Raw genomic sequence first — 25743 nt, forward strand, 5'->3', positions numbered from 1 at the left:
ATTTATTAATCATCAAGGCAGTTTCGTTGGTGATAGGTTCTTGACAATATTCAGCATATTTATAGACTGCTTCTAAAGCATCATCTTCAGCAAGATAGGGAGACATGTACATACGTTTAAGTCGTCCAGCTTCCAAATATTTGCCAATGATTTGAATTAACCAACCGACATAAGAGCCGGTTACTAACATCGGAGCAAGTTTTGACTCTGATAATGAATGAAAACTTCCTGCCAAGGTTTCATCTGGTTTGCCTTCGCACTTTTCATCGCGGTAAATATACTGAGTAATATTCTGAAATTCATCCAATATCACTAAAAAGCGTATGTCAAATAGAGCTGCAAAGCGATGATGGGCAGTAGTCGCTGTTTTCCACATAGCATCATGGAATCCTCTCTCTTTATTTTTGAGAATCGAATCCACATCGCCAACCAATCGTTGGTTTGAGTGAGTTAATCCATATTCCCTGATTTCTTCCAAAGTTAATGGTTGCCTAATTAATTTTTCATCCCTTTCCAGAAAAGAAATATACTGTGAGGCAAAAGAACAATAGTAATCAATAGCAAAATCAGGATACCAAGCTTTGCTTTCCGCAATATCAAAAAAAAATGGTATTACTCCCCGCTTAGGATCACTCCAAAGTTGATTAAATATGCGTTGTATAAATACTGTTTTACCGCTTTTACGACGCGCTAGGATAACCTTAGATTTAGACATTCTATTGGGTATCAGAGATAACCATTTGTTAATTAATTTAAATTCTGATTCACGGCCTACTAGTAAATCAGGATTGCCGATTTTTTCTGCTAAGGGATATTGCATTTTTTTGTGCCTTGAGGTAAAGAATTTTTAATATTATATCATGGCAAAAGGAGAAAGTACAACTAATGACAGGGAATTTATATTTTTTGAACTGTGATTTTCTGGGCGGAACAATCTTATAATCCTCAAGTGGCTAGCACACTAATAGCTTTGGAACACTATGTGCATAAAGCTTGGAGTTCAACAAGCCAACTGTCCATCCATTCACAAAGGCATATTATGAATAAAAAACTTATCTTAGCATCCAGTTTGCTATCTTTAACAATAGCAAATGTCTGGGCAGGAGAACCTTGCAATCCTCAAGTGGCTGGTACTTTAACTGCTTGGGCAAACTGTGTGAGTCAACAACTTCAAGTTCTTACCCAAGAAAACCAAGCCCTCAAAACTCAACTTAATCAATTGTCTCAAAGACTTCCTATGGAGTTATTTCATGATAGTTTAGGCAAATATGGTGATGGACCAAAAATGGTCAATTTACCGGGTGGCACTTTTCGTATGGGAGATATTAATGGTAAAGGGCATAAAGATGAATTGCCAATACATGAAGTTAAAGTTAATAGCTTTGCCATCAGTCGCTATGAAATCACTGTTGATGAATATCAACGTTTTGCGAAAGATTTGCCGGTTAATAAGAATCGAGGCGATTATCCTGTGACTAATGTATCTTGGAAAGATGCCACTGCTTTTGCAGCATGGTTGAGTAAAAAAACTGGCAAATTCTACCGTTTACCCACTGAAGCTGAATGGGAATATGCAGCTCGTGCTGGGACAGATAGCCTATATGGCTTGGTAAACAACATTAACCAGACTTTAGCTAATTACCGTGACAAAAATGAAGCATGGGATAAAAAAAAGAGTCAAGCTGTAGGTTCATATATCCATAACATGTTTCTGGTTTATGACATGGTGGGTAATGTCCTAGAATGGACATGTTCAAAATATGAATCTCGCTATCAGGGAGCAGAACAAAAATGCTTAAAGGGTGGCAAAAGCAGTCAAGTTGTACTTCGCGGAGGCTCTTTTATTCATAATGATATTAGAATTGCTAGACGCTATCGGGCTTGGTCTTCTATTGGTTCTGATACTAATATTGGCTTTCGTGTGGTGCGAGTTAGTCAGTAATAATTTTTTATTAACTTATAGGTATAAATTATGTTTAAAAAACAACAATTCACATTAACTGCGACACTATTGGCAGTATTTTTATCACCACAGATATATGCAATCGAAGATTGTGGTACTTCTGTCACTGAATGTAAAATGTGGCAGACAATTAACGCACAACAAAAACTTATCCAAACTTTAACAGAACAACTTAAAAAGCTAACAAAGTTGACTCATAAGATTCATGTTTCAAATGATGGCAATGTTGGTATTGGTACGACAAATCCAAAGGCGAAATTGGATGTGAATGGAGATGCGAATACTTATTACCCTGTTGCTATTTATACTGTTAGTGGTGGGCGTGTGCTAAATATGCAAATTTGGCGTACTTATTATTGGACAGCACCTGATACGTGGAATACCAAGGCTCACAAAGGTGCTTTGATGGTAGAGCTTGAAATGTTTGGGCATAGTTGGGGAGGAAATGGGAATATGTATCGCATTAAAAATTTTTTCCAACAATATTCACAAGTTATCTCAAAGATCGAACGTCCGGGAGCACCCGGGTATTGGACAATTGTATGGCTGAGAGGCGGGGGAGCAAAATATGTTATAGAAGGTGACTTTGATAATGTACAAAACCCGAAGGTTTACTATAAATCTACCATTATTTATGATCACAAAAATGATGCTTGGGATGTAACAGTTGCTCCAACAACTCAGGTAGAACAAACTTTTGTTAATTATTCGCATAATTTTGCTGGCAATGTTGGTATTGGTACGCAAAATCCAAAGGAAAAGCTTCATGTAAAAGGTACTGTTAAGGCTGATACTTTTGAAGGCAACGTTAAAAGGTTTAAACACTATGGTACAACTCTTGAGCGAGATACTACTGACAAAACCTTTGTCAAAAGCAATTGTCCAATTGGAACACTAACTGCTGCTAAACAAAGCGTTCAAGCAGCCATTTGTGCTTGTGTTGATGCTACACAAGGCAAGGGATGGTATTGTTTTAATTAGCTAACTGATATTACGCTATTTTAGCCCTGAAGGGGCGATATACGTTATCCTAGGGCAACGCCCTAGGATAACGTATATTATATAACCCAGCCCTGAAGGGGCGACATAATATTTCTTATTTCGCCCCTTCAGGGCTAACATATAACATACATCAGACCTAGGGCGTTGCCCTAGGCTATATTATATCGCCCCTTCAGGGCTTTAACATCAAATAGTACTTATTGCGGTAGCCTTTATCTTAACTTAAAAGCTTGAACTTTAAAAGAATCGAGTTTAAATGGTTGTTTAAAGATTACTACTTCTCCTTTTAATTTTTCTAAAGCTTGTTTTAAGTCAACTAATTGTTGTTCTAAATTAGATGATTTATTTTGGTTTTGAAGTACTTGAGTCTTCAGAATAACTATTTCTTGCCTCTGTTTTTGAGTCAAATATGTCACGTGACGCAATTTATCATTCAGAACTTTAATTTCCAAATCATGTTTGCGAGCCAAAGTTGTCAATTGACCTGATTGTTTTGCAATTTCTTTCACCAACTTGTCTGCTAATTGGATCTTGAGTTTAACTAATTTATTGTTCAGAATAACAATTTCTTGGTTCTGTGTTTTAGTCAAAGTTGTCAATTTATCAGTCAGAGCTTTAATTTCCAAGTTATGTTTGCTAGCCTCAACCAGTTTGGTGATGATGTTAGCATGATCAATCCCTTTTTGATCAAGACATAAAATAATGTCCTCTAGTGATCGTGTTCCATTAAAACAATCGGTTTCCGCAGCTGCGACATAAGGAAATGTCATAGCCAGAAACGATAGTATCAGAATATTAGTGTTTTTTAATTTCAGTTAATTTATCACCCTTTTTGGTTTAGCTTTAGTCTTTTACAGGGGCACAATAGTAGAATAATGGTGGAGGCATCAAAGACGTTAGTTGTGCTACCATTCTTTTACATTTAGGAATTTTGCGGTATAATGTATTTGTAAACTTAGGATATAATTCTGTCAAACAACTATCTGCTTCTTTTGAAATTGTCTCCCATTGCTGATATAGAGAAGCTGTTTTGCATGTTTTGGCAGTTACCTTCTTATCAAGAGCAAATTTAGTTTGCTTATTGTCACTCAAACATACTAGGTCCTTATATAGATCTTCCGCTTTTATTGGTTCATCTTTTAAATGATTTTTGAATTGAATATTTTTCCATTTTTCATCTCTACTTAAGATACGCTCCAATTTACTTTGGCAGTTCATTGTTGCAAACTGGTAAGCTTGAAGGGAGCGATATTTATTTTTTAGCATAGAAATAAATTCTCCGTTTTCGGCTACTATCCACTTGCGTTTCAGTGATTCATATTTTTTCTGATCTTGCGATGATCCTGCTTGTTTTAAGATCAAGGGTTTTAGTTCTCGCTGAAATGATAAATTATCCATCCAAGGAATGATTTCAAGTGAGCTTATTCTACCAGTGTGAATGCCACTCATGCTTTTTGAGGCATTATTAATAACTTTTTTAAAGTCTTCCAGACTGGTTGGTGATAGATTTACTACATGTTCTTTAGCTAATCCTGTTCCTATAATCTTTATATAAAGTCGCTTGTTTTTAAAGAAATTTTTACTTTCTGATTCGCCTTTGGCTTTCATGCTTGCCGATCCAACAAATCGTGAACGGATTGAAGCTTCAAGGTGATATTTAAAGCTTTCTTCAGTAACTGTTTCAGTGGATTCTAAAGTCAACCAAGCATAAAGACGCGAGTAGCGATTAATTGTACGTATATAATAAGTTCCGCAAGCATCGAAAAAACCTATAACATCTTCTGATTGGATCAAATCTTTTGCCTGTGAGCTTAAAACAGATTTTGCTTCGTTTAAGGAGGCATAATAACTATTCAAACGAATCACCACAAACATATTCACTCTATTGAGTTTGGATTTCGATTTTTTAGCTTTTCCAACAGAAGCTTTTACCTTACCAGAAGCGTAAAAACTCTTAAAACCATAACTAAAGCCATATTCACTTTTGCTTTTAGATTCGCTTTTACTTTCAGATTCATTGGAATAGAAAGTATAATCATAATCATAAGATGGAATGGTTGTTTCAACATTGTCGAAACATAAAGATTTATAATCTTCAGTAGTTAATGAAAAACCGCCACCTAGAACTGGGGTTCGCCTCAGATCATTTAATAATTCTCCATCAATCACGATAGTTTCCGCCAATACCGAAATTGGTACTAGCAATATTACAGCATAGATGCTTCGTATAAATTTTATATTCATAATAATTTCCATTCTAAAGTTTATGGTGCTGCTTCTCCGAAATTAACCAATTTACCACGAACTAGTAATAAATAAGCTTCATAGGGAATCTTTGTTTGAGCATTTTGTTTTCCTTCTGGAAATGATAAACTGCCCATATAAAACATTTTCTTGTTAGGCCATTGAAACCAATAGTTACCGTCTGCTATGATCTTGTCATATTTTGAACTACGGTTCGCTAGCAAATATAAAGTTTCAGCTTTTGGTAATCGCCAATCTGAATATCCACATTTTTTTTGTTTATTAGCTTTTTTGACAAATTCTGATTTGTCTTTGAACCATTTAGTTGCTATTCCTTGATTTAGCCATGTTAATTTTGTTTGTGTATCCTCAAAACAATTACTGTCTTCAAGTTTTTTAAATGAAAATGGTGATTCGCCCGATACTAAGATTAGTCGTTGCTTTTTATTCTTAGATTGATGATTATCAATTCCATAACGAAAATTTACTGTCCAAACTTTATCTAATTGATTCAGAACTTTGGTGCTTGACCAATAATCCTTGTTATCGAAATAGATGTTTGGAAAAAATTCTTTTTCTATCGCAGGTTTATCAGTTGAGCGTTCTGCAAGCCAATATAATTCCTCAATAGTTGGCAAACGCCAATTTGTTAATTCGCATAAATTAGTTTGTTCTGCTGTTTCCTGAACCTCATCGAATTTGAAACTTGATGAAAAGCTTTTCCAAATTAATCCAGTTTTTCTATCATAGACACAATCATCAATTTTTGCGAATCGACTGTTATCACCTTGTAACCACAGATAGTGTCGCACTAAATCGCTTGGATTATTAATTACACGGATGTCTGCTTCTGTATTGACAACTACTGGTTCTTTAGCTTGATAAAGCTTCACTCCGGTATTATTTGCGATAATACGAGTCTTAATGCCTTTTTTATAGCCAATTTTTTGATCCCAAGCATAAAAGCTAGTATCTTTTTCTGAAATCACTCCATAATCAAATCCTTCAATTGTCGCTCCTTGCAATCTAAGTTCACCAGCTTTGACATGAATACCAATTCCATTGTTACCACTTAAAGTAATTCCTTTAAGGTATAATTTTTTGTTTGCACTTAAAGTAATAGCCGTTTGATTGTTTGTAAGTGTATTGAATTTAATATTTGCTGGACCCTCTAAATACACAGTTTTAACTGGTAAATCATCAGAAAAATTTAACGCATTTTCAGAAACCCTATCATTGAGATTGGTAATATGTACAAGCTTAGCCGAACCACATTTGCTCTTTATATTATTAATTAGTTGATCAAGTGGTAGATCTGTCATATCAATTTGGCAAACTGGAACAGCTTCCGTAATTTTGCATTCACTGTAAAGCCGTTTGTGCTTTAACCAGTCAGGATTTATAGTATTACACCAGCCATAATCATTATTCTCTATTAATTTATAATGAGTTGGCTTGGTAAAGCTAAATTTATCTAAGGCAAATACATAATGTAATTTATCATTAATTCCATGATTAATCGAATTTAATGTTTTAACCAAAGTGCGATAGGAACGGAATTTAAAATAAATACTGGATACATTAATGTATTTGGTATTTGCAGACTTGCGCCCAAAGTATTCAAACAACTCAGCGTTACAATTATCAAAATTCCAGCGATGGCTGGTTGATAATTCGATAACTTCCTTTTGTTGTAACTCTTCAAAAGTTAAATTCTTTTGCAAACGTTTGTTAAACAGATTCACAAATTTTTCTTGTTTTTCAGACTGGCTCATAATAGGGCAAGCTACTACATTTAACCATAATGATGGTAATAAAAATATTGTTATTATTAAATAACGTATCATAATTAATTGATCCTTTTGCTTTATTTAGTTGTTTCAACAGGTATGTATTCAATCCGTGTAATCTCATATCCAAATGGATACTCTAAACGAGAATGTCCCAATAATTCAAAGTCTGCCTTTACTGTGTAGCTTATTTGAATTGGTAATCTTCGTATTGGTATATTTAACCAATAATTTGATTTATTTACAGAATAATTGGTTATACCTTTTTTCTCTTCGATAAATTCTAATAGCTGGGAAGCACTAATAATTTGTTTATTACATTGTAGATTGTTATTACATTCATGAATTTCCAATTTTGTTATTTGACGTTCCAAACCTAAGCGTCTAAAAAATAAACGCAACGCTGCTATTTTTGATGATTTTAGATCTTTTATACAAACACGTTCTATTGTTTCTTGTTCTTCATTTTGACAAAAATCTTGGGCACCAATTTGTAACACTTTCTGATAACCAACATTCGGTGTATGCGAAGTTTCCCAAGCTTGTTTTAATTTGACTGTGATATATGGTTGTTCAATTTTATTGACGCGAACTCGATATTTTTGACCTTCATAATTGATTTTATCCAAATAAACCAAAGAAAATACTTTTGTGTTTTCTGCTTTTTTTAATTGCGTTAGATGAGCATGGGAAAATCCACCTAATTTGTCTTCTTTCGAGGTAATTTTGGTGCCGTTAATAATTACATAATATTGATTTTTATTTTCATTATGGCTTGTTCGTCCTTTATAGACAAAGCCCCATAGCAACTTACTACTATCGCTTGAAAAAAGCAAATCACTACCTGATGACATGCCCTCATATTTAGATAAACCTGCATAGCGGTCATAAATATAATAAGCTTTTTTATCATCATAACTTGATTTATAACTAATTCCCCATGAATGTCCATCTGGTGTGATATATGGTCCTTGTATATCTTTGAATGGTCCTAAAGTTCGGAAATGATTTTTATGTTTATACATTACCAAATATTGTTTTTTGTTTGTATCTATGCCTACGTAGCCCCAAAATTGCTTAGGATCATTACTAATCGTTAATTGTTCAATTGAATCAAAATCACATTCTACTTCTTGACAGGCATTAGCTGTAAAAGAAGGATAAATGTCGATTTTCCAATTTTGTTGCATAGATTCTCGATAAGAAAAAGCGAAAAAATTTCCATTAGGTGCAAAGCTTAGGGATTCAATATTTGTATGAGTTGGGGTTTGCTGAGAGAGCCAGTTTTTGGTATTGATAAATATACTATTCTTATATTCTGAATTATTATATATATAGCCCCAAGCTTTAGATTGGTGTGGACTATGTGCAAATTCAACAATTTCAAATCCATCATTAAATAGCTGCAATGTTTGTTCTTCGTTATCAATTTTAATAAAAATTTGTTCTTTGTAGCCGTTTAAATATATTATCGCCCAAGCACGACGATCAGTGTTTCTCCAACTTCCTAAATAATAAATATTATTTATCGTCTGATATGGTCCTTTAGCGGGATTATTGCCTTTTTCTTGAACATAACATTTATCATCACTAGTACAGGCAGCTAATAACCAATGACTACCATCTGGTGAATATAGCATTTTAGGCAATTTAGAATTGTCAGTTGTAGGAATGAAAGCATGAATTGATTGATTATTTTCATCAATAATATATTGTGTAATTCCCCGTGAGTAAAATTGTTTTTTATCAGAATCTTTTTTGGTGGCGATAAAAGAAAAATTATCAATAGCAGAAAATTTCAGTTTTTCACAGTATTTAAAGGGTCCAAATTTTTCTAAGTTGATCATAATGTAACATTCATTATTCTTTTGATAGATTAAGCCCCAGCGTTTACCATGCGGTGATAATATTGGTCCTTCTAGTTTTTCGTTTTCACCAATTATAAATTCTTCTTTAAGTAAGCGAAAATTTCCTTCAATATAAATCCCAACACGCCAAATTTCTTTCTTATGCTTGATTGTAGCTTGCTTAAATTTTAAACCCCAAGCTGAACCATCTTCAGATAAGGATAATTTTGCTTGTTCAAGCTCACCTAGTTCGCTTTTATCAAAGATAAATTCTAGCATATTGTTCATGGTAATGCCGGCTTGAATCTTTAGCGGAATAATTGCTATTAATAGTAAAATACTTAATTTTATTAGTTTTTGTTGCATAAGTTGTTACTCGTATTTCGACACCGCAGCGCGGTGTTAAAAGGGTAAAAGAAGAACAAAAGGCTAATTTGTCGGCACAGCGCGAACTACACGGAAGCCGGCGCTGTGTATGGGGAGGGTTAGGTAGCCGTAGCTGCGCCTGCTAGTAGTAATATCCCACCGGTTGCCGTTCAACGAGCCACCACGGAACACTAGTTTTTGATTAGTATTTTTTTTACTAAAACACACTTTTTCTTTACCATTATATTTATCTGTAAGTTCTGAACATGCCCGTTCCCATACATTACCTGAAGTATCATATAAACCAAATTTATTAGCAGCAAAAGAACCTACATCTGAAGTATATTCAAAACTATCTCCACAATAAGAACTATGACACACGCCGTTATTTTTACCAATTTCATTACCCCACCAATACTTAGTTTCCGTACCAGCCCTAGCAGCATATTCCCACTCAGCTTCTGTAGGCAAACTATATTGTTTACCGGTTTGATTACTAAGCCATTCTGTATAAGCAGTAGCGTCATTCCAAGTTACACAAACCAGTGGATGATTATCATTTTGAGAAAACTTAGTATTACGCCAATTTGCACCTTTTACATCTTTCCAAGATTTATCATATATCTTACAACGACCTTGTTTTTCAGCATCAGTCTTATAATTTTCAGCATTAACAAACTTCCTAAATTCACCAACAGTTACCTCATATTTTCCCATAGCAAACTGCTTCACATAAACTTCATGCACTGGCTGTTCATCACTACCACCATCACCTTGAATATCACCCATCATAAAAGAACCAGCAGGAATCATAACCATTTCTGGACTAAAATCGCCATTTTTTAACTTATCGCGAAAGAATTTAGGCACAAATATGTTTTCTTTAACTTTGGCTAATTCAGATTTTAATTGTTGAATTTCGTTGTTTAGACATGAAATAATTTCATATAAGCTTTTATTCTTGTCTTGAAGACAATTTGTTTCTGCGGCTAGGGGTGTTGCTAGTGATAGTAGGTATATTGTGTATTTTAATTTCATTTAGTCCTGTACATTGCGAGGCTAAAGCCTCACTTCCTGTAGATTATTATGGTTCAGTACTTATCAAAATATCACAGCGTGGTGTTTTTTTAAAGAGTAAACTATATAAAGTTTAAGGAATTACTAGCCTAACCAGCCGGAAACCAAAACTCTCGTAGCGGTGAGTAGGTGTTAATCCTAGACGGTTAGCCGAGCGTACATACCCCGGTCCGTAGTTCCAAGAACCACCCCGCAGAACAACGCTGCGTGCATTTATAATACATTGTTTTTCTTTACCATTATATTTTTCTTGATATTTAGAACATGTCCATTCCCATAAATTTCCTGCGGTATCATATAAACCAAAGGGATTGGCAGAAAATGAACCTACTGGTGATGTATATTTAAAATTATCACCACAATTTCTACACACGCCGTTATTTTTATCAATATCATTACCCCACCAATACTTAGTCGAAGTACCAGCTCTAACTGCATATTCCCATTCAGCCTCAGTAGGCAAACGATAAGTATAATCAGTTTGATTGCTAAGCCATTTAGCATAAGCAGAAACATTAATCACCGGACGATTACCACGCCCCCAGCCTTGATCACTAGGTTTACTTCTACCAGTAGCTTCAGCAAATTTATCATATTCAGCAAAGGTGACTTCAAATTTTCCCATAGCAAACTGCTCCACAGAAACCGAATGTTCAGCCATTCTAAAAGAACCAGCAGTAATCCTAACCATTTCTGGACCTAAACTACCATCTTTTAACCTATCACGAAATTTAGGCGGAAATATGTTTTCTTTAACTTTGGCTAATTCAGATTTTAATTGTTGATTTTCGTTGTTTAGGCATGAAATAATTTCATATAGGCTTTGGTTGTTGTCTTGAAGACAATTTGTTTCTGCGGCTAGGGGTGTTGCTAGTGATAGTAGGATTATTGTGTATTTTAATTTCATTTTTTTTATTCCTTCATTTCCAAAAACTCTTTTAAAAATTGTTAGCTAACAACGCTGGTGTTGACAAATCAGCAATATGTTTAAGTTCAGTGAATATTAATCAATATTTATGCCATCACAACTATGGTAGATAAAATAGTTGATTTTCCTGTCTGAAAGCTTTAGAATTTTCAATTCCTCTTTGATTTAGGCATGAAATCATTTCATATCAATTACAAATCTTGTAACATAATAAATATTATTTGTATGTTACAATGTTTTGTTATAGCAAATTGATAGTGATACTGGAGGATAAATAATGACTCAACTTTTTGGACAAGCCATAGCGAAAGTATCCGAACTTACATCCGCTGAACAAAATGCCATAGCCACTATGATATTGGATGAGCTGGCTGATGAGGAAAAATGGAAGCTTTCTTTTGCACAATCACAGGATCAACTCGCAAAACTGGCAGATAAAGTGCGTGAAGACATCAAAATGGGTAGAGTGAAGAAAATGGGATTTGATGAACTATGAAATCTTATTTGACTGAAGATTTTATCACCTGTTTTGGCAAGTTACCTGATACAATCAAACAACGGGCAAGAAAGAATTACAAACTTTGGAAAAAAGATAACTCTCACCCAAGCCTTCGTTTCAAACGAGTTCATACAAAAGAAGCAATCTATTCTGTACGTGTGGGAACATGGCGAGCATTAGGCTTGATGGGCGACAATGTTATCACTTGGTTTTGGATTGGTACACATGCTGACTATGACAAGCTTTTGTCACAATTGTAAACATATCATAGTCTTGCATACAATCTGTTTCTTCGGATAATTTTTTATCTGTTTTAAATATTTCAGTACTTAAGCAAGTTTCATCAGCGTTTTTAATTTGTTTTAATGATTGTAGTAATTTTAAGCAATTATAGCTTAGGGAATGTAAACACTCTCGTAGAGAAGCATTATTATGTATTTTAATCAATTCTAAAAGCCGGGATCTATTGCACAATCGCAGTTTTTTATTTTCTCTTTGTTCATGTTCTCTATAAAACTTATTCAGTTCGCATTTTGATTTATTATCTGTACAATAAATAGCTACCGCTGGAAAATGTGATTTCCACAGTACTTGATGTACTTGTTTGATTTTTCCTCCTTTCGGTTGATAAATGCGTAATAGAGCTTGGCTAATCCAAGCTTTTATTATTTTTTTGTTATTTGGAGCTTGCACTTTACCATTGCCCCAAGTTTCCATATAAAGTTTGATTGGAATCTTGCCAATATTTGTTTGTTCCAGTGTATCAAACAAATTTGTCGATAACAGTTTTCGCAATTTTTCTGCCTGTTCGATTGTTTCTGGATGATAACTGATCAATAAACGCATAGAACTTTCCATGATCGAAGATTCAATATAATAAGTTCCGCATTCGCGATAAAATTGCAACATATTACCAGCATTTAGCCATCCTTGAGCATCCGCAGATAATTGTAACAATGGACCATATAAGCGTTTTTCCTTTTCTACCTTGATCGTTAGCACTAAAGAATAATCATCAGTATTCGATTTAACAGCAATTCGTGCGCGTTCAATAAAACTTAAATCATCATGATGCGCCTTATTTTTCAGATAAGTCAACCTAAAACTCAATGCTTTTTGTCTGATTTTTATCGCCTCATCAGGAATGATTAAACATGGTGAGGCTAAAACATCATTAACAATCATTAGTCCCAAACATAGCAATATTTTCATTTTGTAGCACCACAACTAAGCTTTTTAAAATTAACCGGTTCAAGGGGACAATAGCTATCAATAAAAGCAAAGGCAAAATAAGATGGCCAATTTTGAATTAAGGTTTCTGTATCTACACAATCTATAAATTGATGATATGCTTGTTTAGCTTCGCTCAATTTTAGGTTGCGAAAGCAGCCATCGGCATATTGTAATAGTCGTTGATAACGATTTTGAATTTTTTTCAGTTTTGATAGTGTAAGATTTTTGCGAAAGGTTTTTAGATCAATTGTCCGTTGTCGATCAGTCGGTGAGTTATGATTTCTAAAAGCTAAACTTTTAGGTACACAGTCTAATAACTTTATGGGTATATTAAATTCATCTGATAAATAATGTGCTTGTTCTTGAGTCAGATAATCATAAGTCAATTTTCTATGACATGATTTAGCTTGAGCATATTTTTCTTGTAAACGATCAATTTCACTAGATACTTGTGACATAAATTCTAAATTAGCAGTGAAATTTTTCCATTCTCTAAATTTAAATTCAGGTAAATGAATTCTAAAAGCAGTAAAATCACTCCAAGCCATTAATTCTAAATAATTTAGAAATCCAGCCTCTTGTTCTTGCATCAATTCCACTGCTTTTGCCATCGCGGTTTTAAAACTTTCCAAGGAAGTAGGAAAATATTCCGCAGTAAGGGCACCCCAATTACCAAGCCCTTGAGCTTGTATTTGTATTCGCAATTGGCGATTTTTCATTTTACTTTTATTAATTTTGCTAAAGCCTTGTAAATAATTTAGTAATTGTTTGTGAAATTCGGTGTCAGAATTCTTATCTATTTCCTTATAACTGAGTAATGCTAAAAACAATGAAGTTTTGCCCACCGAACGTACAAAATGGCTACCACAAAGACTCATAAATGTAGCAATACCTCCTTTATCTTGGGCTTTGCTGAGTAAAGCTAAAATATCAGGATTAAGTTTTAACTTAGCTTCATCTAATCGAGAACCGTAACTATTCACCTTAACATAAGCCATAATATGCCGTTGCTTTTCTGTAAATTTAGCATTTTTCCGAATAAAATCTCGAAGGTAACGCCCATCAATAGAAGAATCAGTAATCACATATTCTTGTTTAGTTTGATCAATATCAACAAAGCGATATTCATAATCAAAACTTGGCTGAATGATTGGAGTCTTTCCCTGTTTAAATTCAAAACAATTAGCTTTAACCACGTTACCAGCAAGCGAAAAACCATTACCCAAAGCGATAGCTCGCCCTTGCAATTGATCCAAACTCATATTTAACAAGCTTGTAGCCCATAAGCTTGCTGGCAAATAAAATAATATAATAAATATGCTTTGATAGATTTTATTGTTCATAAATTTGTGGGGGGCAATAATCCAACAATGTTTGTGGCATAATTTGAACCAGATCCTTTATCATATCGGCACAATAGTTAATTTTACGATATGATTTTATAGTAATTTATGATTCAAGATCAGCTAAGCATTCATCAGCTCTTTGAGTAAATTTTTGCCACTTATCATAAAGTGGCTGAGGTTTTAATTTTTTAGACAATTCTTCGCCAGTAATCGTTTGTTTTGCGCGATGGTTACGAAATTTAATCTGTTTCCAATTCTTGTGTCGCGAAATCTGCCGATTAAATTTGAGTTGACAATTGAGACTCATAAAGTATTGTTCTTGTAGTTCTCGATAGTTATTTTTAAGCAGTGCGATAAATTCGCTATTTTCAGCAACAATCCATTTACGCGAAAAACGATTTTTACTAGTGTCGTTTTCGACTAAAGGAAGAAGATAAAATTGGAAATTTAAATTATCCATCCAAGGAATTATTTCCAGAGCTTCGACGCGCCCAGTATGAATACCAGCCATAGCTTGCGTAGAATTTTGCAGAATTTTTTTAAAGCTGTCTAAATCAGTAGGCGCAAGACTAACCATATGTTGTTTTCCCAAACCAAAACCTGCTAATCTAATATAGAGGGCTTTGTTTTCAAAAAAACTTTCAGTTTTGCTGTTTTGAATGCTTTGAAAAAGTCGTTCTAAGTGATATTGAAAATCTTTAACAGTAGTTTTTTTTATCAACCAAGCTGAAAAGAGCATAAAGAGTAGAATAGCGACTTATGGTTTTAATATAATAAGTGCCACAAGCATCAAAAAAACCAGTAATATCTTGCTTTTCCAACAATGCCCTAGCGGCTTCACTTAATTGACTTTGGCTTTCATTTAAAGCAGCATAATAACTTTTAAGTTGTATTCGCGCCAAGATACGTAAACTATCTCCAGTTTCTACTGATTGATCAAGAAACCAATAGCTTAAACGTGCAGAACTGTCAGGCTTATGCTGACGATAAAATTGTTCACGCCAATTTGCTTCAATGGATTGAAAGTCATAATATAAATCATACGACGGTTTTGAAACTTCAATTTTTTCAAAACAAACCGACTTATAATCTTCAGTAGTAAGCGAAAAACCACCCCCAACAACAGGAGTGCGACGTAAATCATTCAAAAAGTCGCCACTTATAACGGTGGTTTCTGATTGAGCAGACAAAGATATTAGGCATAAAATAAGAATACCAAAAAGTTGTAATTTCATAGTTATCAGACTTGTGTTATAAATAATTTTTTATTAATTTGCGCTGTAAATGATTCAGGTAATTTAGCTGTTATCGGTAAATACAAATGCTGTTGCTTAGCAAACTTTTTACATTTTACCGCATCTTTTTCTGTCATAATAACAGGTAAATCATCATCAAATAGAATATCATTTTCTGTATAAATATGATGATCTCTAAATTTATGACAATCTAATATTAATCCATATTGACGCAGCAATTGAAAAAACCCAGCAGGATTACCGATAGCTGCAATTGCATGTACTTTTTGATTAGCTAAAGCTGTTACAATCTGATCATCACTGACACGCCGCAATTCTTGAATTTCATATTCAAGTTCTATTCCTTTATGAATAATCCAATCAACTGCTTTTAAACGAGACAATGGTTCACGTAAAGGTCCAGCCGGTAAACAAAGCCCATTACCATAACGACGCTTAGCATCAACCACAGCAATTTCTATATCGCGTTTTAAAGCATAATGTTGCAAACCATCATCGCTAATAATCAGATTACAATTATACTTGTCTAATAAATATTCAACTGCTAAACTACGTTTAGGAGCAACTGCCACTGGACAGCCACTGTTGCGTGCAATTAATACAGGTTCATCACCTACAAGCAGCGGATCACTATCAGGAAAAACCGCTTGCGGCCATGATTTACTGCTTCCACCATAACCTCTACTAATTATACCTACATTAAATCCTTGTTTTTTCAAAAACTTGGCTAGCCATATTACTAATGGTGTTTTTCCTGTACCGCCTACTGTAATATTACCGACTACAATAATAGGTACAGGAAATTTTTTACTGCTGATCCATTGACGCTTATAAGCTTGTTGGCGTATTTTTACAACTAAACAATACAAGCCAGCCAAAGGTAGTAAAGCCAAACTGAAAAAATTTTTGTTACTATACCATAATCTTTCTAAGTTCATTTTAAATCCTGTTATGTTTGTTTGCTACTTTATTGGTATTAGCTTATGTTTAATAAATTTTCTGATGTTAATATTGCAATATGGGGCATTAATTGGAATTCAAGCAATAACTAAAAATGATATAATCATTGAATTTAAGCTAGTTAATTTCAGGAGTAAATACATGAGTAGAAAGCTAATAAGCTTTGATTGGGCAATAAAAAAACTATTAAGAAGCAAAGCGAATTTCGGTATTTTGGAAGGATTTCTTAGTGAATTACTCAAATTTGACATCAAGATATTAGAGATATTAGAAAGCGAAAGTAATCCAGATTATTTGTATGATAAATTCAATCGTGTTGATTTAAAAGTAAAAGATCAACAAGCTAATATTATTATCATTGAAGTGCAGTATAGTTATGAATCAGATTATTTACAAAGAATACTTTTTGGTGTTTCAAAAACGATAACTGAACATTTAAAAGAAGGCGATCCTTATGAAGCAATTACCAAAGTAATTTCAGTAAATCTTCTCTACTTTAATTTAGGAATTGGCAAGGATTATATTTATAAAGGCAGTACTGATTTTATAGGTATTCATAATAATGATCAACTGAAATTAAGTAAAAAACAGAAACAAAAATTTGAACAAAAGACAATTGCTGAATTATATCCTGAATATTATCTTATAAATATAAATCGTTTTAATGATGTTGCAAAAGATACTTTGGATGAATGGATATTCTTTTTAAAAAATGAAGAAATAAAGGAAGATTTTAGTGCTAAAGGATTACTGGAAGCCAAAGAAAAATTAGACTTAATGAAATTACCAGCAGAACAGCGTAAAGCTTACGAAGCTTACCAAGATGATTTACATTATCAAGCTAGCATGTTTGAATCTAGTTATGGTGAAGGTTACTTGGATGGTGTAGATAAAGGGATAGAAAAAGGAATCAAAACAGGAATCGAAAAAGGAATCGATAAAGGAAAACTTGAAAACATACGTCAAACAGTATTACGTATGCATAAAAAAGGATTAGATATTGAAATGATTGCTGAATTTGCTGGGATAACACAGAATTATGTTAAAAATATTTTGAAGTAATTTTACGTGTTTTATCATCGCAACCTTATGTCCAAACTTTAAGATAAATTGTAAAATGTAGGTTGGGCTGACGATAGGAAACCCAACCTACAGAAATTTTAGAATAACTGTGCGTAAATCAGTTACATTATTAAAAATTAGCTACTTAGTTGATGAATTGTTTGAAATTGGAGTGAATAGTTCTAAATCTATTATTTTTAATCCATCACCTACTACAAATGCTCTTTTCCCATCTTGGGATAATGTTATTCTTTCTTCAGGTAACATTCCTCTCCATTTGCGATATAAGCCTTTGTTTCATCATTGGATAAAACTACTTCTACCATGCCACTAATAACATCCGTATAATTTCCAATAGAAGAGGTTGCGATATAATCCCCATAACCAAAATCCCCTTGATAAATATCCGAAACAATTTGTTCCAACTTATCAGTAGAAAATTCGGAACTATTTATATCATTTAAATTAGTTTGATAATCAAACACCAACAAATCATCAACATTAACATTGCCATCCCCACTAATATCACTACTAAGAATAGTCTTAGCCACTTCATTCAAAGATTCCTTTATTATCAGTTTCTTTACCAGTGAAATCATCTATAAAAGGAACCAAAATACCAAAATATTTTGTCATAAAATTTTATAATGTTAATATTGAAAAAAATTTTCATTGAGTTTTAGACCTGACAGGTTTTTAAAACCTGTCAGGTCTGAGGTCTGAATTCTAATTCCTTAGCTTTCTTGCTTAGCTTCAAAACTTAAACGTACAAATCCTAAATCCCTAGCCGCTTCCATTGCTTTCATAACAGCATGATGTGGTGCATTTTTATCAGCACTTATTAATAATTTAGGATTTTTTTCATTAGCCGCAACATCTTTTAAAGCGCGTTTTAAGGTATCTAATTGAGTATTAATTAAGCTATGTTTTCTATCATTAATTGCAAATTCTCCATTTGCATCAATAATAATTCTAATTAACTTTTGTTGATGATTTATCTTCTCTCCACTCGCCACAGGTAAATTAATTTTCAACTGTGACTCTTTATCAAAAGTAGTTGTCATCATGAAAAAAATTAGCAATAAAAATACAGTATCAATTAAAGGGGTTAAAGTCACACCAAAATTATCATGCTTTTTATTCCGAGAAAAATTCATGAGCGGCGTTCAGCGTCTAATAATTCTATTAATCTAACTGCTTCTTGTTCCATAGATAATGTCAAATGATCAACTTTCGCACGAAAATAACGATAAAATATAAAAGCAGGAATCGCAACAATTAAACCAGCAGCAGTTGTAATTAAAGCCTCAGAAATACCAGTTGACAACACAAGGGGATTACCCAAGCCAACTTCTCCAATCGCCGTAAACATTTTAATCATGCCTGAAATTGTACCTAACAAACCTAATAAAGGTGCGATTTCAGCAATGGTACCTAAAATATTTAAATGCTTTTCAAGCTTAGGAACTACTTGACGACCAGCATCTTCCATACTAGATTTCATCTTAGAACGAGTTCTATGTACTAAACCAGAAGCTAAAATATATCCTAAAAGTGAATGCTTACGTAAAAAAACCAGACGCTGATTATCTAACTTACCTTCATCCATCCATTTCCAAACTTGAGCAACCAAAGTTTTAGGAATAATAACATCTTTTCTTAAAGCCCAAAAACGTTCACCTATAATTGCCATTACTATTATAGAACATAGGATAATTGGCCATATCACTATCCCACCAGAACTAATAATTTCAAACACTTACAAATCCTTTCATTATGTTAAAATTTAAATTTTACCATTTAAAAGGAATAAACGTGCAAAAAGTGATGGGTATCGTCAATGTAACTCCCGATTCATTTTCAGATGGCGGACTTTTTTTATCTCAAAATAATGCCTTTAAACAAGCAAAACAATTAATTGCAGAAGGTGCAGATATTATTGATATTGGCGGCGAATCGACACGCCCCGGTGCTGAGCCAGTATCTGTACAAGAAGAATTAGATCGAGTCATTCCACTAGTAGAAAAAATTCGCGCTGAATTCTCAGTTTCAATTTCAGTCGATACTAGTAAATCACTTGTAATGCGCGAGGCTATTGCGGCTGGTGTTGACATTATTAACGACGTAATGGCATTAACTGGAGAAGATAGTATAGCCGCTGTTGCAGCTTCAGATACTGTCAAAGTATGCTTGATGCACATGCAAGGTGAACCAAGAACTATGCAAAAAAATCCAAAATATGATAATGTCATTGAAGACATAAAAGCGTTTTTGCTAATGCGAACTCAAGCATGTATAAATGCTGGTATAACCTCAAATCGAATTATCATTGATCCCGGATTTGGTTTTGGCAAAACCGTGGTGCATAATTTGCTTTTAATGAAAAATTTACAGGTGTTTTCTCAACTGGGTTATCCAGTCTTGGTAGGTATTTCACGCAAGTCATTTATTGGCAATATACTAAATAAGCAAGTGACCGAACGTTTATATGGCAGTTTAGCCTTAGCGGTTTTAGCTATCAGTAAGGGTGCGAGTATTATTCGTACTCATGATGTTGCTGCAACAGTAGATGCACTAAAAATGACAGATGCTGTCTTAAATTAGACTAACCCAAGAATTCAACCTTTTTCCATATTATAATAATCATTAAGGAATTTTTCATGAAACGCAAATTTTTTGGCACTGATGGTATTAGAGGCGAAGTAGGCACTGGAGTCATTACTCCAGAATTTGTTTTAAAATTAGGCTGGGCAGTTGGACGAGTTTTAAGAAATGGTGCTGATGCCAACAAAGTTTTAATAGGTAAAGATACTCGTATTTCTGGTTATATGTTTGAATCAGCTTTACAAGCTGGTTTATCAGCAGCAGGTATGGAAACTCGTTTATTAGGTCCAATGCCTACACCTGCAATTGCTTATTTAACTCGTACATTTCATGCAGTTGCAGGAATTGTGATTAGTGCTTCACATAACCCTTATCAAGATAATGGAATTAAATTCTTTTCTAGTACAGGCAAAAAATTACCAGATGATGTAGAACTGGCAATTGAAGCTGAAATGGATAAACCTATGCAAGTCGTAGGTTCTGATAGACTAGGTAAAGTAAAACGTATAGAAGATGCCGCTGGTCGTTATATTGAATATTGTAAGAGTACTATTCCGTTTAATATTAGTTTAAAAGGCTTAAAAATTGTAGTTGATTGCGCTCATGGTGCAACTTATTATACAGCTCCAAAAGTATTTCATGAATTAGGTGCCGCTATAGAAACTATTGGTGCTCAACCAAATGGTATTAATATTAATGCCGGTTATGGTTCCACTCAACCTCAAGCCTTGCAAACAGCGGTGGTATATCAAAATGCGGATTTAGGAATTGCATTAGATGGTGATGGTGATCGCGTTTTAATGGTAGATGCCCAAGGAAATTTACTAGATGGTGATGATTTATTATATATAATTGCTCAGGCGCGTCATAAAGCAGGTACTTTACGTGGTCCGGTTGTTGGTACGGTTATGAGCAATTTAGGATTAGAGCAAGCCCTTGAAAAACTAGGTATTTCTTTTGCTAGAGCCAAAGTTGGAGATCGCCATGTTTTAGAAATGTTACAAGAAAAAGGTGGAAATATAGGTGGAGAATCATCTGGTCATATTCTGTGTTTAGATCGTACTACTACTGGTGATGGTACTATCATAGCTTTACAAATATTAGCGATTATCCAAGAAACAGGTTTACCTTTACATATATTAAAAAGTGGAATGACAAAATGTCCACAACGTATGATTAATGTAAAAATTAAACCGGGAATGGATGTAACCTCATTACCATCAATAAAAAATGCAGTAGCAGAAGCTGAACAAGAATTAAGTAGTGATGGTAGAGTTTTATTACGCCCCAGCGGCACAGAACCCTTAGTTAGGGTTATGGTTGAAGGCGTGAATAGACAAAAAGTTGATACTATAGTGCATCAATTAGCAGATGTAGTTAAAAATGAAGTTGCTGCTATTGGCAATTAACACGCAACTTAGCTGCTGCTTGATTGGCTAGTTTTAACACTTTGTTATGAAGACTTTGATTATGATTCAGAGTCTTTTCAATGCCTTTTAAGATCCAACTCGGTAAATCTGGGCTTTGAAAATTACTGATATTGGGTTGGAAATCTATAAATTTTAAATCACAAATTTCTTCACCAGTTTTAGTTAAAACTGGATTTACCATCATAGTAGTGTGCAAAATTTGCCCTCCTCCATTCATGATTAAATTCGCTGATACTGGATGTTTTGGCAGACTAATCTTATCTTCTCCTAAAATACTATGTATATCCTGTGGATTTACCTTCAAACGAATATCAGATGATATTTCAACAGTTTCTACTAAACCAAAAGTTTTTCTCAATAAATTATTTGATGATGATGTGCGTAAGTCACATGTTAAGACTTGATTTTTAATCACTGGTTTGCCATCAGGAGAATTAGCGCATATAATATCTTTAGAAAACGCGCTTGAAGAAATTAACAAAATTGAGTAAATTAGTAAATGATTCTTATTCATATTAAATATCCAAGGTTAAAATGAGCTTATTAACGATAATTTTATATTTACTGGTAGTTGTATTTTATAATTATAAATCTATTATACTAATTCTAGGTGGATTTGCAATCAGCTTACATGCTATCTTGTTATATCAAAATATAGTAACACCTGTAGGCTTAAATTTTGGTTTTTTTAACGCTGCATCCATGATGATTTGGATGATTGCAGCATTATTATTAATAACCGCTATAAAGCAAAGAGTAAAAAATTTAATTCTAGTAATATTTCCAATAGCAGCAATAATTATTGGTGTAGAAAGTTATTTTCATACTGAAGATATTTTGGCTGCCGATTTGGGAGTTAGTTTCCATATTTTATCTTCTATTATTGCTTATAGTTTATTGAATATTTCGGCATTACAAGCAATATTTTTAGCTTTTCAAGATTATCAATTACACCATAAACATCCAATATCAGTAATAAAAGCTTTACCACCATTACAAGTAATGGAAAAATTATTATATCAAATAATTGCCTTAGGTTTTATATGGTTAAGTTTAAGTTTGATCACAGGTGTTGTTTTTATAGAAAACTTATTTGCACAACATTTATTGCATAAAACAGTGTTATCTGTGATAGCTTGGAGCGTATTTGCCATATTACTTTGGGGACATTTCAGTTATGGTTGGCGCGGAAAAACCACTATAAGATGGACTTTAACTGGATTTGCAGTATTGATGCTCGGTTATTTTGGCTCTAAATTAGTATTAGAATTGATTTTACATCGTTAGATCGGTGACGTTTAGCTGAAAATTTGACAATTAAATTTTAATTTAAAATCCCCGAAAGGGGATTTACAATGATTATTAAATTGGCATCGCTATTGCTATATACTAGGTACCATGATGATAACTACTCCTACCTAGTTTGCAATGATGGTTAGGTGCAGTGAATGCTGGTCACATTCGACTGTACCACCAATTTTTCCTTTCAGACTGTTCTAATTATGATAGTATTTCATAATGAATGACAACAACTTCTATCTCAAAAAAATTCTTCAAGCCCGTGTTTATGATGTCGCTGAAAAGACGCGATTAGATAAGGCTAATACTCTTTCAAAAAAATTTAATAATCATATTTGGATTAAAAGAGAAGATATGCAATCAGTCTTTTCTTTTAAAATACGTGGTGCGTATAATAAGATTAGTTCTTTGTCAGCAGAAATAGCTGCTAAAGGTGTTGTAGCTGCTTCTGCTGGTAATCATGCTCAGGGTGTCGCATTATCAGCAGCTAAATTAAATATACCAGCTATAATCGTGATGCCTAAAACCACGCCTGATATTAAAGTCGCCGCTGTACGTAGTTATGGTGCTGAGGTAGTCTTGCATGGCACTACTTATGATGATGCTAGTAAGTATGCTAAACAATTAGTTATAGAAAAACAATTAGCTTATATACATCCATATGATGATGCCGACGTGATTGCAGGGCAAGGCACTGTGGGTATGGAAATCTTGCAGCAACACAATAAGCCTTTGGAAGCTATTTTTATTCCTGTTGGTGGCGGAGGTTTAATTGCTGGTATCGCCGCTTATGTGAAATATTTACGACCAGAAATTAAAATCATTGGAGTAGAACCTGATGATGCGCCTTGTTTATATGAAGCTCTAGCGGCTAATGAGCGTGTGATTTTGGATCAAGTAGGTATTTTTGCAGATGGTGTAGCAGTACGGCAAGTCGGAGAATTACCTTTTGAAATTGCACGTAATTATGTTGATGAAGTATTGTTAGTTAGTGCTGATGAAATCTGTGCCGCTATTAAGGATATTTTTGATGAAACACGTAGTATTGTGGAACCAGCAGGAGGTTTAGCTTTAGCTGGTTTGAAGCAATATATTGAGCGAGAACAATGTGAGGATAAACATTTAGTCACTATTGCTAGCGGCGCAAATATGAATTTTGACCGTTTAGGTTATGTAGCTGAACGCACTGAGATTGGTGAACGACGTGAGGCTTTAATGGCAGTTACAATTCCTGAAGAACCGGGTAGTTTCCGTAAATTCTGTCATGCAATTGGACAGCGTGTAATAACAGAATTTAATTATCGTTATGCCGATGATCACAAAGCTCATGTATTTGTTGGTGTACGTTTAGCGGCAGGAATTGAAGAAAAAGAAAAATTAATTAATAGTTTAGAAGAAAAAAACTATTCAATCTTAGATATGACAGACAATGAAATAGCAAAATCTCATATCCGTCATATGGTAGGTGGGCATCCTCCACATTTATTAAATGAACGCCTATATAGATTTGAATTCCCAGAAAGACCGGGAGGATTATTACATTTTCTAACTCGTCTGGGAGAACGTTGGAATATTAGCTTATTCCATTATCGTAATCATGGAGCCGCTTATGGACGAGTATTGGTAGGAATTCAAGTAGCTGATGAACAATTGACAGAATTCCAAGAGTTTTTGGATAATTTAAATTATACCTGCTGGAAAGAAGTTGATAATCCTGCTTATCAGTTGTTTTTGAAGTATTAATTCATATGTTAAAACCAAATAAACCAAAAGCAATAATGCTTGCTAAGCGTCAATTACCTGAGTTTGTATATGATGCAGTAAATTTGGAGGGAATTCATTTTACTCTACCATAAATTATGACTTTATTAGATGGAGTTACAGTTGGTGGACATAAAATTAGTGATCAACAAATTGCATTAAATCAAGCTGATACATGGCGAACATTATTTAAATTAATAGAACATAATAAATTTGAAATCACTGTTGAAACAGTATGCGCTCTTCATTTCATAGCTGCCAAAGAGGAAGCTTTGGAATGGGGTAAATTCCGTTCAGAAGCAGATTTGTTACCAGAATTGTTTGAGAAAATGCTAGATGATGCTGCTAAAATAGAAGATATTTATGATCGAGCCATTCATTTTTTTCTTACAATGGCTCGATGTCAATTTTTTTATGATGTCAATAAGCGCATGGGGCGTTTTATCATGAATGGGCTTTTATTAAGCTTTGGCTATCCTGCTATTAATCTTCCTGCTAGAAGACAATTAGAATTTAATCAATTGATGCTAAGTTTTTATCAAACAGGTGATCAGAAAGCAATGAATAGCTTTTTACGTTCCTGCTTAGATGAAAGAATCATTAAAATTATGAATGAATAACATGAAATACAATTTTGAAGATTACAATGAATACCACGTATTAAAGATACCATCTCTTTTAATAGTTTTAAATATCTATTTATTAAAATATTTTGTCATTTTTCTATTGCCAATGATTTCAGCTATTCCGTTTTTTAAAACATTGGCGCATGATCAATTCCATATCGCTTTATTAACTTGTAGTCTGCCAGCAGTATTTGTTCTCATTAGCATGATCAGACGTGTTCCAAGCACCAAATCAGTTTTATTAATTTGGTTCTGGAAAAATGCTAACAACTTGTTATTATTTAGTTTGATCTCGGAATTAGTCTTATTAAGCTTATTTCTCTGGTTTGAAATACAACAATTAAATGGAATTAATTTAATGTTTATTTATCTTGATGTAATTTTTATAGTTTATCTGATCAGATCAAAGCGGATTATTGATGTTTTTGCAGAATTTCCTCATAAATAAAA

28 protein-coding genes are annotated in these 25743 nt (G+C 33.7%); 11 read left to right on the forward strand and 17 right to left on the reverse strand.

Annotation, left to right across the window (positions count from 1 at the left end; translation table 11 throughout):
* Positions 1-820 (reverse strand): hypothetical protein (locus BHU68_RS08080; RefSeq protein ID WP_141700074.1); only part of this gene is annotated, 820 nt, incomplete at its 3' end.
* 93 nt (positions 821-913) lie between these two features.
* On the opposite strand from BHU68_RS08080, the gene BHU68_RS08085 reads away from it, so the two are divergent.
* Positions 914-1942, forward strand: a complete 1029-nt coding sequence (locus BHU68_RS08085; RefSeq protein ID WP_069470351.1) for a formylglycine-generating enzyme family protein — start codon at positions 914-916, stop codon at positions 1940-1942.
* A gap of 30 nt (positions 1943-1972) precedes the next feature.
* Positions 1973-2944 carry a hypothetical protein gene (locus BHU68_RS08090; protein ID WP_069470350.1) on the forward strand — a complete coding sequence of 324 codons (972 nt, stop codon included), beginning with the start codon at positions 1973-1975 and terminating at the stop codon, positions 2942-2944.
* 233 nt (positions 2945-3177) lie between these two features.
* Here BHU68_RS08090 and BHU68_RS08095 read toward each other — a convergent pair whose 3' ends face one another.
* From BHU68_RS08095 to BHU68_RS08120, 6 genes are all read right to left on the reverse strand, one after another.
* Positions 3178-3735, reverse strand: a complete 558-nt coding sequence (locus BHU68_RS08095) for a hypothetical protein (protein ID WP_069470349.1) — start codon at positions 3733-3735, stop codon at positions 3178-3180.
* A 73-nt stretch (positions 3736-3808) separates the two neighbouring features.
* The gene (locus tag BHU68_RS08100; protein ID WP_069470348.1) at positions 3809-5209 is read right to left on the reverse strand and encodes a hypothetical protein; all 1401 of its coding nucleotides are present in this window, start codon (positions 5207-5209) and stop codon (positions 3809-3811) included.
* 20 nt (positions 5210-5229) lie between these two features.
* The gene (locus BHU68_RS08105; protein WP_069470347.1) at positions 5230-7056 is read right to left on the reverse strand and encodes a DUF1566 domain-containing protein; all 1827 of its coding nucleotides are present in this window, start codon (positions 7054-7056) and stop codon (positions 5230-5232) included.
* A gap of 20 nt (positions 7057-7076) precedes the next feature.
* Positions 7077-9212, reverse strand: a complete 2136-nt coding sequence (locus BHU68_RS08110; RefSeq protein ID WP_069470346.1) for a hypothetical protein — start codon at positions 9210-9212, stop codon at positions 7077-7079.
* A gap of 63 nt (positions 9213-9275) precedes the next feature.
* A complete protein-coding gene (locus tag BHU68_RS08115) occupies positions 9276-10250 on the reverse strand; it encodes a formylglycine-generating enzyme family protein (RefSeq protein ID WP_069470345.1) in 975 nt (324 codons plus the stop codon).
* 112 nt (positions 10251-10362) lie between these two features.
* Positions 10363-11196, reverse strand: coding sequence for a formylglycine-generating enzyme family protein (locus BHU68_RS08120; RefSeq protein WP_069470344.1), 834 nt, complete (start codon positions 11194-11196; stop codon positions 10363-10365).
* 298 nt (positions 11197-11494) lie between these two features.
* Between BHU68_RS08120 and BHU68_RS08125 the strand changes: the two genes are divergently transcribed.
* Both BHU68_RS08125 and BHU68_RS18335 read left to right on the forward strand, forming a co-directional pair.
* Positions 11495-11713 carry a hypothetical protein gene (locus BHU68_RS08125; protein ID WP_069470343.1) on the forward strand — a complete coding sequence of 73 codons (219 nt, stop codon included), beginning with the start codon at positions 11495-11497 and terminating at the stop codon, positions 11711-11713.
* Positions 11710-11976 carry a ParE family toxin-like protein gene (locus tag BHU68_RS18335; protein WP_083234206.1) on the forward strand — a complete coding sequence of 89 codons (267 nt, stop codon included), beginning with the start codon at positions 11710-11712 and terminating at the stop codon, positions 11974-11976. Before BHU68_RS08125 ends, BHU68_RS18335 begins: the two co-directional genes overlap by 4 nt.
* Here BHU68_RS18335 and BHU68_RS08130 read toward each other — a convergent pair.
* The 5 genes from BHU68_RS08130 to lpxK all read right to left on the reverse strand — a co-directional run bounded on the left by BHU68_RS08130 (position 11918) and on the right by lpxK (position 16489).
* Complete coding sequence (locus BHU68_RS08130; protein ID WP_069470342.1) at positions 11918-12928, reverse strand: hypothetical protein; 1011 nt, start codon at positions 12926-12928, stop codon at positions 11918-11920. The two genes, BHU68_RS18335 and BHU68_RS08130, sit on opposite strands and share 59 nt — an antisense overlap.
* A complete protein-coding gene (locus BHU68_RS08135) occupies positions 12925-14292 on the reverse strand; it encodes a hypothetical protein (RefSeq protein ID WP_069470341.1) in 1368 nt (455 codons plus the stop codon). The genes BHU68_RS08130 and BHU68_RS08135 overlap by 4 nt, the downstream gene beginning before the upstream one ends.
* 106 nt (positions 14293-14398) lie before the next feature.
* Entirely contained in the window at positions 14399-15016 is a 618-nt protein-coding gene (locus tag BHU68_RS08140) for a hypothetical protein (protein ID WP_069470340.1), read from the reverse strand.
* Positions 14994-15530: a hypothetical protein gene (locus BHU68_RS08145; protein ID WP_069470339.1), complete on the reverse strand. Its 537-nt coding sequence runs from the start codon at positions 15528-15530 to the stop codon at positions 14994-14996. Before BHU68_RS08145 ends, BHU68_RS08140 begins: the two co-directional genes overlap by 23 nt.
* Before the next feature lie 5 nt (positions 15531-15535).
* Positions 15536-16489: a tetraacyldisaccharide 4'-kinase gene (gene lpxK / locus BHU68_RS08150; protein WP_102135597.1), complete on the reverse strand. Its 954-nt coding sequence runs from the start codon at positions 16487-16489 to the stop codon at positions 15536-15538.
* Positions 16490-16652: 163 nt separating this feature from the next.
* Between lpxK and BHU68_RS08155 the strand changes: the two genes are divergently transcribed.
* Positions 16653-17573, forward strand: a complete 921-nt coding sequence (locus BHU68_RS08155) for an Rpn family recombination-promoting nuclease/putative transposase (protein ID WP_069470337.1) — start codon at positions 16653-16655, stop codon at positions 17571-17573.
* A gap of 141 nt (positions 17574-17714) precedes the next feature.
* Here BHU68_RS08155 and BHU68_RS18050 read toward each other — a convergent pair whose 3' ends face one another.
* From BHU68_RS18050 to BHU68_RS08170, 4 genes are all read right to left on the reverse strand, one after another.
* Positions 17715-17840: a hypothetical protein gene (locus BHU68_RS18050; protein WP_256359153.1), complete on the reverse strand. Its 126-nt coding sequence runs from the start codon at positions 17838-17840 to the stop codon at positions 17715-17717.
* The gene (locus BHU68_RS08160) at positions 17819-18172 is read right to left on the reverse strand and encodes a hypothetical protein (protein ID WP_141699465.1); all 354 of its coding nucleotides are present in this window, start codon (positions 18170-18172) and stop codon (positions 17819-17821) included. The genes BHU68_RS18050 and BHU68_RS08160 overlap by 22 nt, the downstream gene beginning before the upstream one ends.
* Before the next feature lie 135 nt (positions 18173-18307).
* Positions 18308-18730 (reverse strand): ExbD/TolR family protein, encoded by a 423-nt coding sequence (locus BHU68_RS08165; RefSeq protein ID WP_069470335.1) that lies wholly within the window; start codon positions 18728-18730, stop codon positions 18308-18310.
* The gene (locus BHU68_RS08170; protein WP_069470334.1) at positions 18727-19332 is read right to left on the reverse strand and encodes a MotA/TolQ/ExbB proton channel family protein; all 606 of its coding nucleotides are present in this window, start codon (positions 19330-19332) and stop codon (positions 18727-18729) included. The genes BHU68_RS08165 and BHU68_RS08170 overlap by 4 nt, the downstream gene beginning before the upstream one ends.
* Before the next feature lie 68 nt (positions 19333-19400).
* Between BHU68_RS08170 and folP the strand changes: the two genes are divergently transcribed.
* Both folP and glmM read left to right on the forward strand, forming a co-directional pair.
* Complete coding sequence (gene folP / locus BHU68_RS08175) at positions 19401-20177, forward strand: dihydropteroate synthase (RefSeq protein ID WP_083234242.1); 777 nt, start codon at positions 19401-19403, stop codon at positions 20175-20177.
* A gap of 56 nt (positions 20178-20233) precedes the next feature.
* A complete protein-coding gene (gene glmM, locus BHU68_RS08180) occupies positions 20234-21586 on the forward strand; it encodes a phosphoglucosamine mutase (protein ID WP_069470332.1) in 1353 nt (450 codons plus the stop codon).
* Here glmM and BHU68_RS08185 read toward each other — a convergent pair.
* Positions 21573-22121 carry a hypothetical protein gene (locus BHU68_RS08185; RefSeq protein ID WP_069470331.1) on the reverse strand — a complete coding sequence of 183 codons (549 nt, stop codon included), beginning with the start codon at positions 22119-22121 and terminating at the stop codon, positions 21573-21575. The two genes, glmM and BHU68_RS08185, sit on opposite strands and share 14 nt — an antisense overlap.
* 20 nt (positions 22122-22141) lie before the next feature.
* Between BHU68_RS08185 and BHU68_RS08190 the strand changes: the two genes are divergently transcribed.
* The 4 genes from BHU68_RS08190 (at position 22142) to BHU68_RS08205 (ending at position 25741) form a co-directional block, all read left to right on the forward strand.
* Positions 22142-22894 (forward strand): cytochrome C assembly family protein, encoded by a 753-nt coding sequence (locus BHU68_RS08190; RefSeq protein WP_069470330.1) that lies wholly within the window; start codon positions 22142-22144, stop codon positions 22892-22894.
* Positions 22895-23125: 231 nt separating this feature from the next.
* Positions 23126-24649, forward strand: coding sequence for a threonine ammonia-lyase, biosynthetic (gene ilvA / locus BHU68_RS08195; RefSeq protein WP_069470329.1), 1524 nt, complete (start codon positions 23126-23128; stop codon positions 24647-24649).
* Between the two features lie 116 nt (positions 24650-24765).
* A complete protein-coding gene (locus BHU68_RS08200; protein ID WP_069470328.1) occupies positions 24766-25287 on the forward strand; it encodes a Fic family protein in 522 nt (173 codons plus the stop codon).
* Between the two features lies 1 nt (position 25288).
* Positions 25289-25741: a DUF2919 family protein gene (locus BHU68_RS08205; protein WP_069470327.1), complete on the forward strand. Its 453-nt coding sequence runs from the start codon at positions 25289-25291 to the stop codon at positions 25739-25741.
* The last annotated feature ends 2 nt before the right edge of the window (positions 25742-25743 follow it).

The sequence above is a fragment of the Candidatus Marithrix sp. Canyon 246 genome (assembly GCF_001723685.1).
Classification (GTDB): domain Bacteria; phylum Pseudomonadota; class Gammaproteobacteria; order Beggiatoales; family Beggiatoaceae; genus Marithrix.

Excerpts from the sequence above, each read along its gene's own strand:
- BHU68_RS08090 (WP_069470350.1), top strand. The coding sequence starts at position 1,973 with ATGTTTAAAAAACAACAATTCACATTAACTGCGACACTATTGGCAGTA.
- BHU68_RS08095 (WP_069470349.1), bottom strand. The coding sequence starts at position 3,735 with ATGACATTTCCTTATGTCGCAGCTGCGGAAACCGATTGTTTTAATGGA.
- BHU68_RS08100 (WP_069470348.1), bottom strand. The coding sequence starts at position 5,209 with ATGAATATAAAATTTATACGAAGCATCTATGCTGTAATATTGCTAGTA.
- BHU68_RS08105 (WP_069470347.1), bottom strand. The coding sequence starts at position 7,056 with ATGATACGTTATTTAATAATAACAATATTTTTATTACCATCATTATGG.
- BHU68_RS08110 (WP_069470346.1), bottom strand. The coding sequence starts at position 9,212 with ATGCAACAAAAACTAATAAAATTAAGTATTTTACTATTAATAGCAATT.
- BHU68_RS08115 (WP_069470345.1), bottom strand. The coding sequence starts at position 10,250 with ATGAAATTAAAATACACAATATACCTACTATCACTAGCAACACCCCTA.
- BHU68_RS08120 (WP_069470344.1), bottom strand. The coding sequence starts at position 11,196 with ATGAAATTAAAATACACAATAATCCTACTATCACTAGCAACACCCCTA.
- BHU68_RS08125 (WP_069470343.1), top strand. The coding sequence starts at position 11,495 with ATGACTCAACTTTTTGGACAAGCCATAGCGAAAGTATCCGAACTTACA.
- BHU68_RS18335 (WP_083234206.1), top strand. The coding sequence starts at position 11,710 with ATGAAATCTTATTTGACTGAAGATTTTATCACCTGTTTTGGCAAGTTA.
- BHU68_RS08130 (WP_069470342.1), bottom strand. The coding sequence starts at position 12,928 with ATGAAAATATTGCTATGTTTGGGACTAATGATTGTTAATGATGTTTTA.
- BHU68_RS08135 (WP_069470341.1), bottom strand. The coding sequence starts at position 14,292 with ATGAACAATAAAATCTATCAAAGCATATTTATTATATTATTTTATTTG.
- BHU68_RS08145 (WP_069470339.1), bottom strand. The coding sequence starts at position 15,530 with ATGAAATTACAACTTTTTGGTATTCTTATTTTATGCCTAATATCTTTG.
- lpxK (WP_102135597.1), bottom strand. The coding sequence starts at position 16,489 with ATGAACTTAGAAAGATTATGGTATAGTAACAAAAATTTTTTCAGTTTG.
- BHU68_RS08155 (WP_069470337.1), top strand. The coding sequence starts at position 16,653 with ATGAGTAGAAAGCTAATAAGCTTTGATTGGGCAATAAAAAAACTATTA.
- BHU68_RS18050 (WP_256359153.1), bottom strand. The coding sequence starts at position 17,840 with ATGTTACCTGAAGAAAGAATAACATTATCCCAAGATGGGAAAAGAGCA.
- BHU68_RS08160 (WP_141699465.1), bottom strand. The coding sequence starts at position 18,172 with ATGATTTCACTGGTAAAGAAACTGATAATAAAGGAATCTTTGAATGAA.
- BHU68_RS08165 (WP_069470335.1), bottom strand. The coding sequence starts at position 18,730 with ATGAATTTTTCTCGGAATAAAAAGCATGATAATTTTGGTGTGACTTTA.
- folP (WP_083234242.1), top strand. The coding sequence starts at position 19,401 with ATGGGTATCGTCAATGTAACTCCCGATTCATTTTCAGATGGCGGACTT.
- glmM (WP_069470332.1), top strand. The coding sequence starts at position 20,234 with ATGAAACGCAAATTTTTTGGCACTGATGGTATTAGAGGCGAAGTAGGC.
- BHU68_RS08185 (WP_069470331.1), bottom strand. The coding sequence starts at position 22,121 with ATGAATAAGAATCATTTACTAATTTACTCAATTTTGTTAATTTCTTCA.
- BHU68_RS08190 (WP_069470330.1), top strand. The coding sequence starts at position 22,142 with ATGAGCTTATTAACGATAATTTTATATTTACTGGTAGTTGTATTTTAT.
- ilvA (WP_069470329.1), top strand. The coding sequence starts at position 23,126 with ATGAATGACAACAACTTCTATCTCAAAAAAATTCTTCAAGCCCGTGTT.
- BHU68_RS08200 (WP_069470328.1), top strand. The coding sequence starts at position 24,766 with ATGACTTTATTAGATGGAGTTACAGTTGGTGGACATAAAATTAGTGAT.
- BHU68_RS08205 (WP_069470327.1), top strand. The coding sequence starts at position 25,289 with ATGAAATACAATTTTGAAGATTACAATGAATACCACGTATTAAAGATA.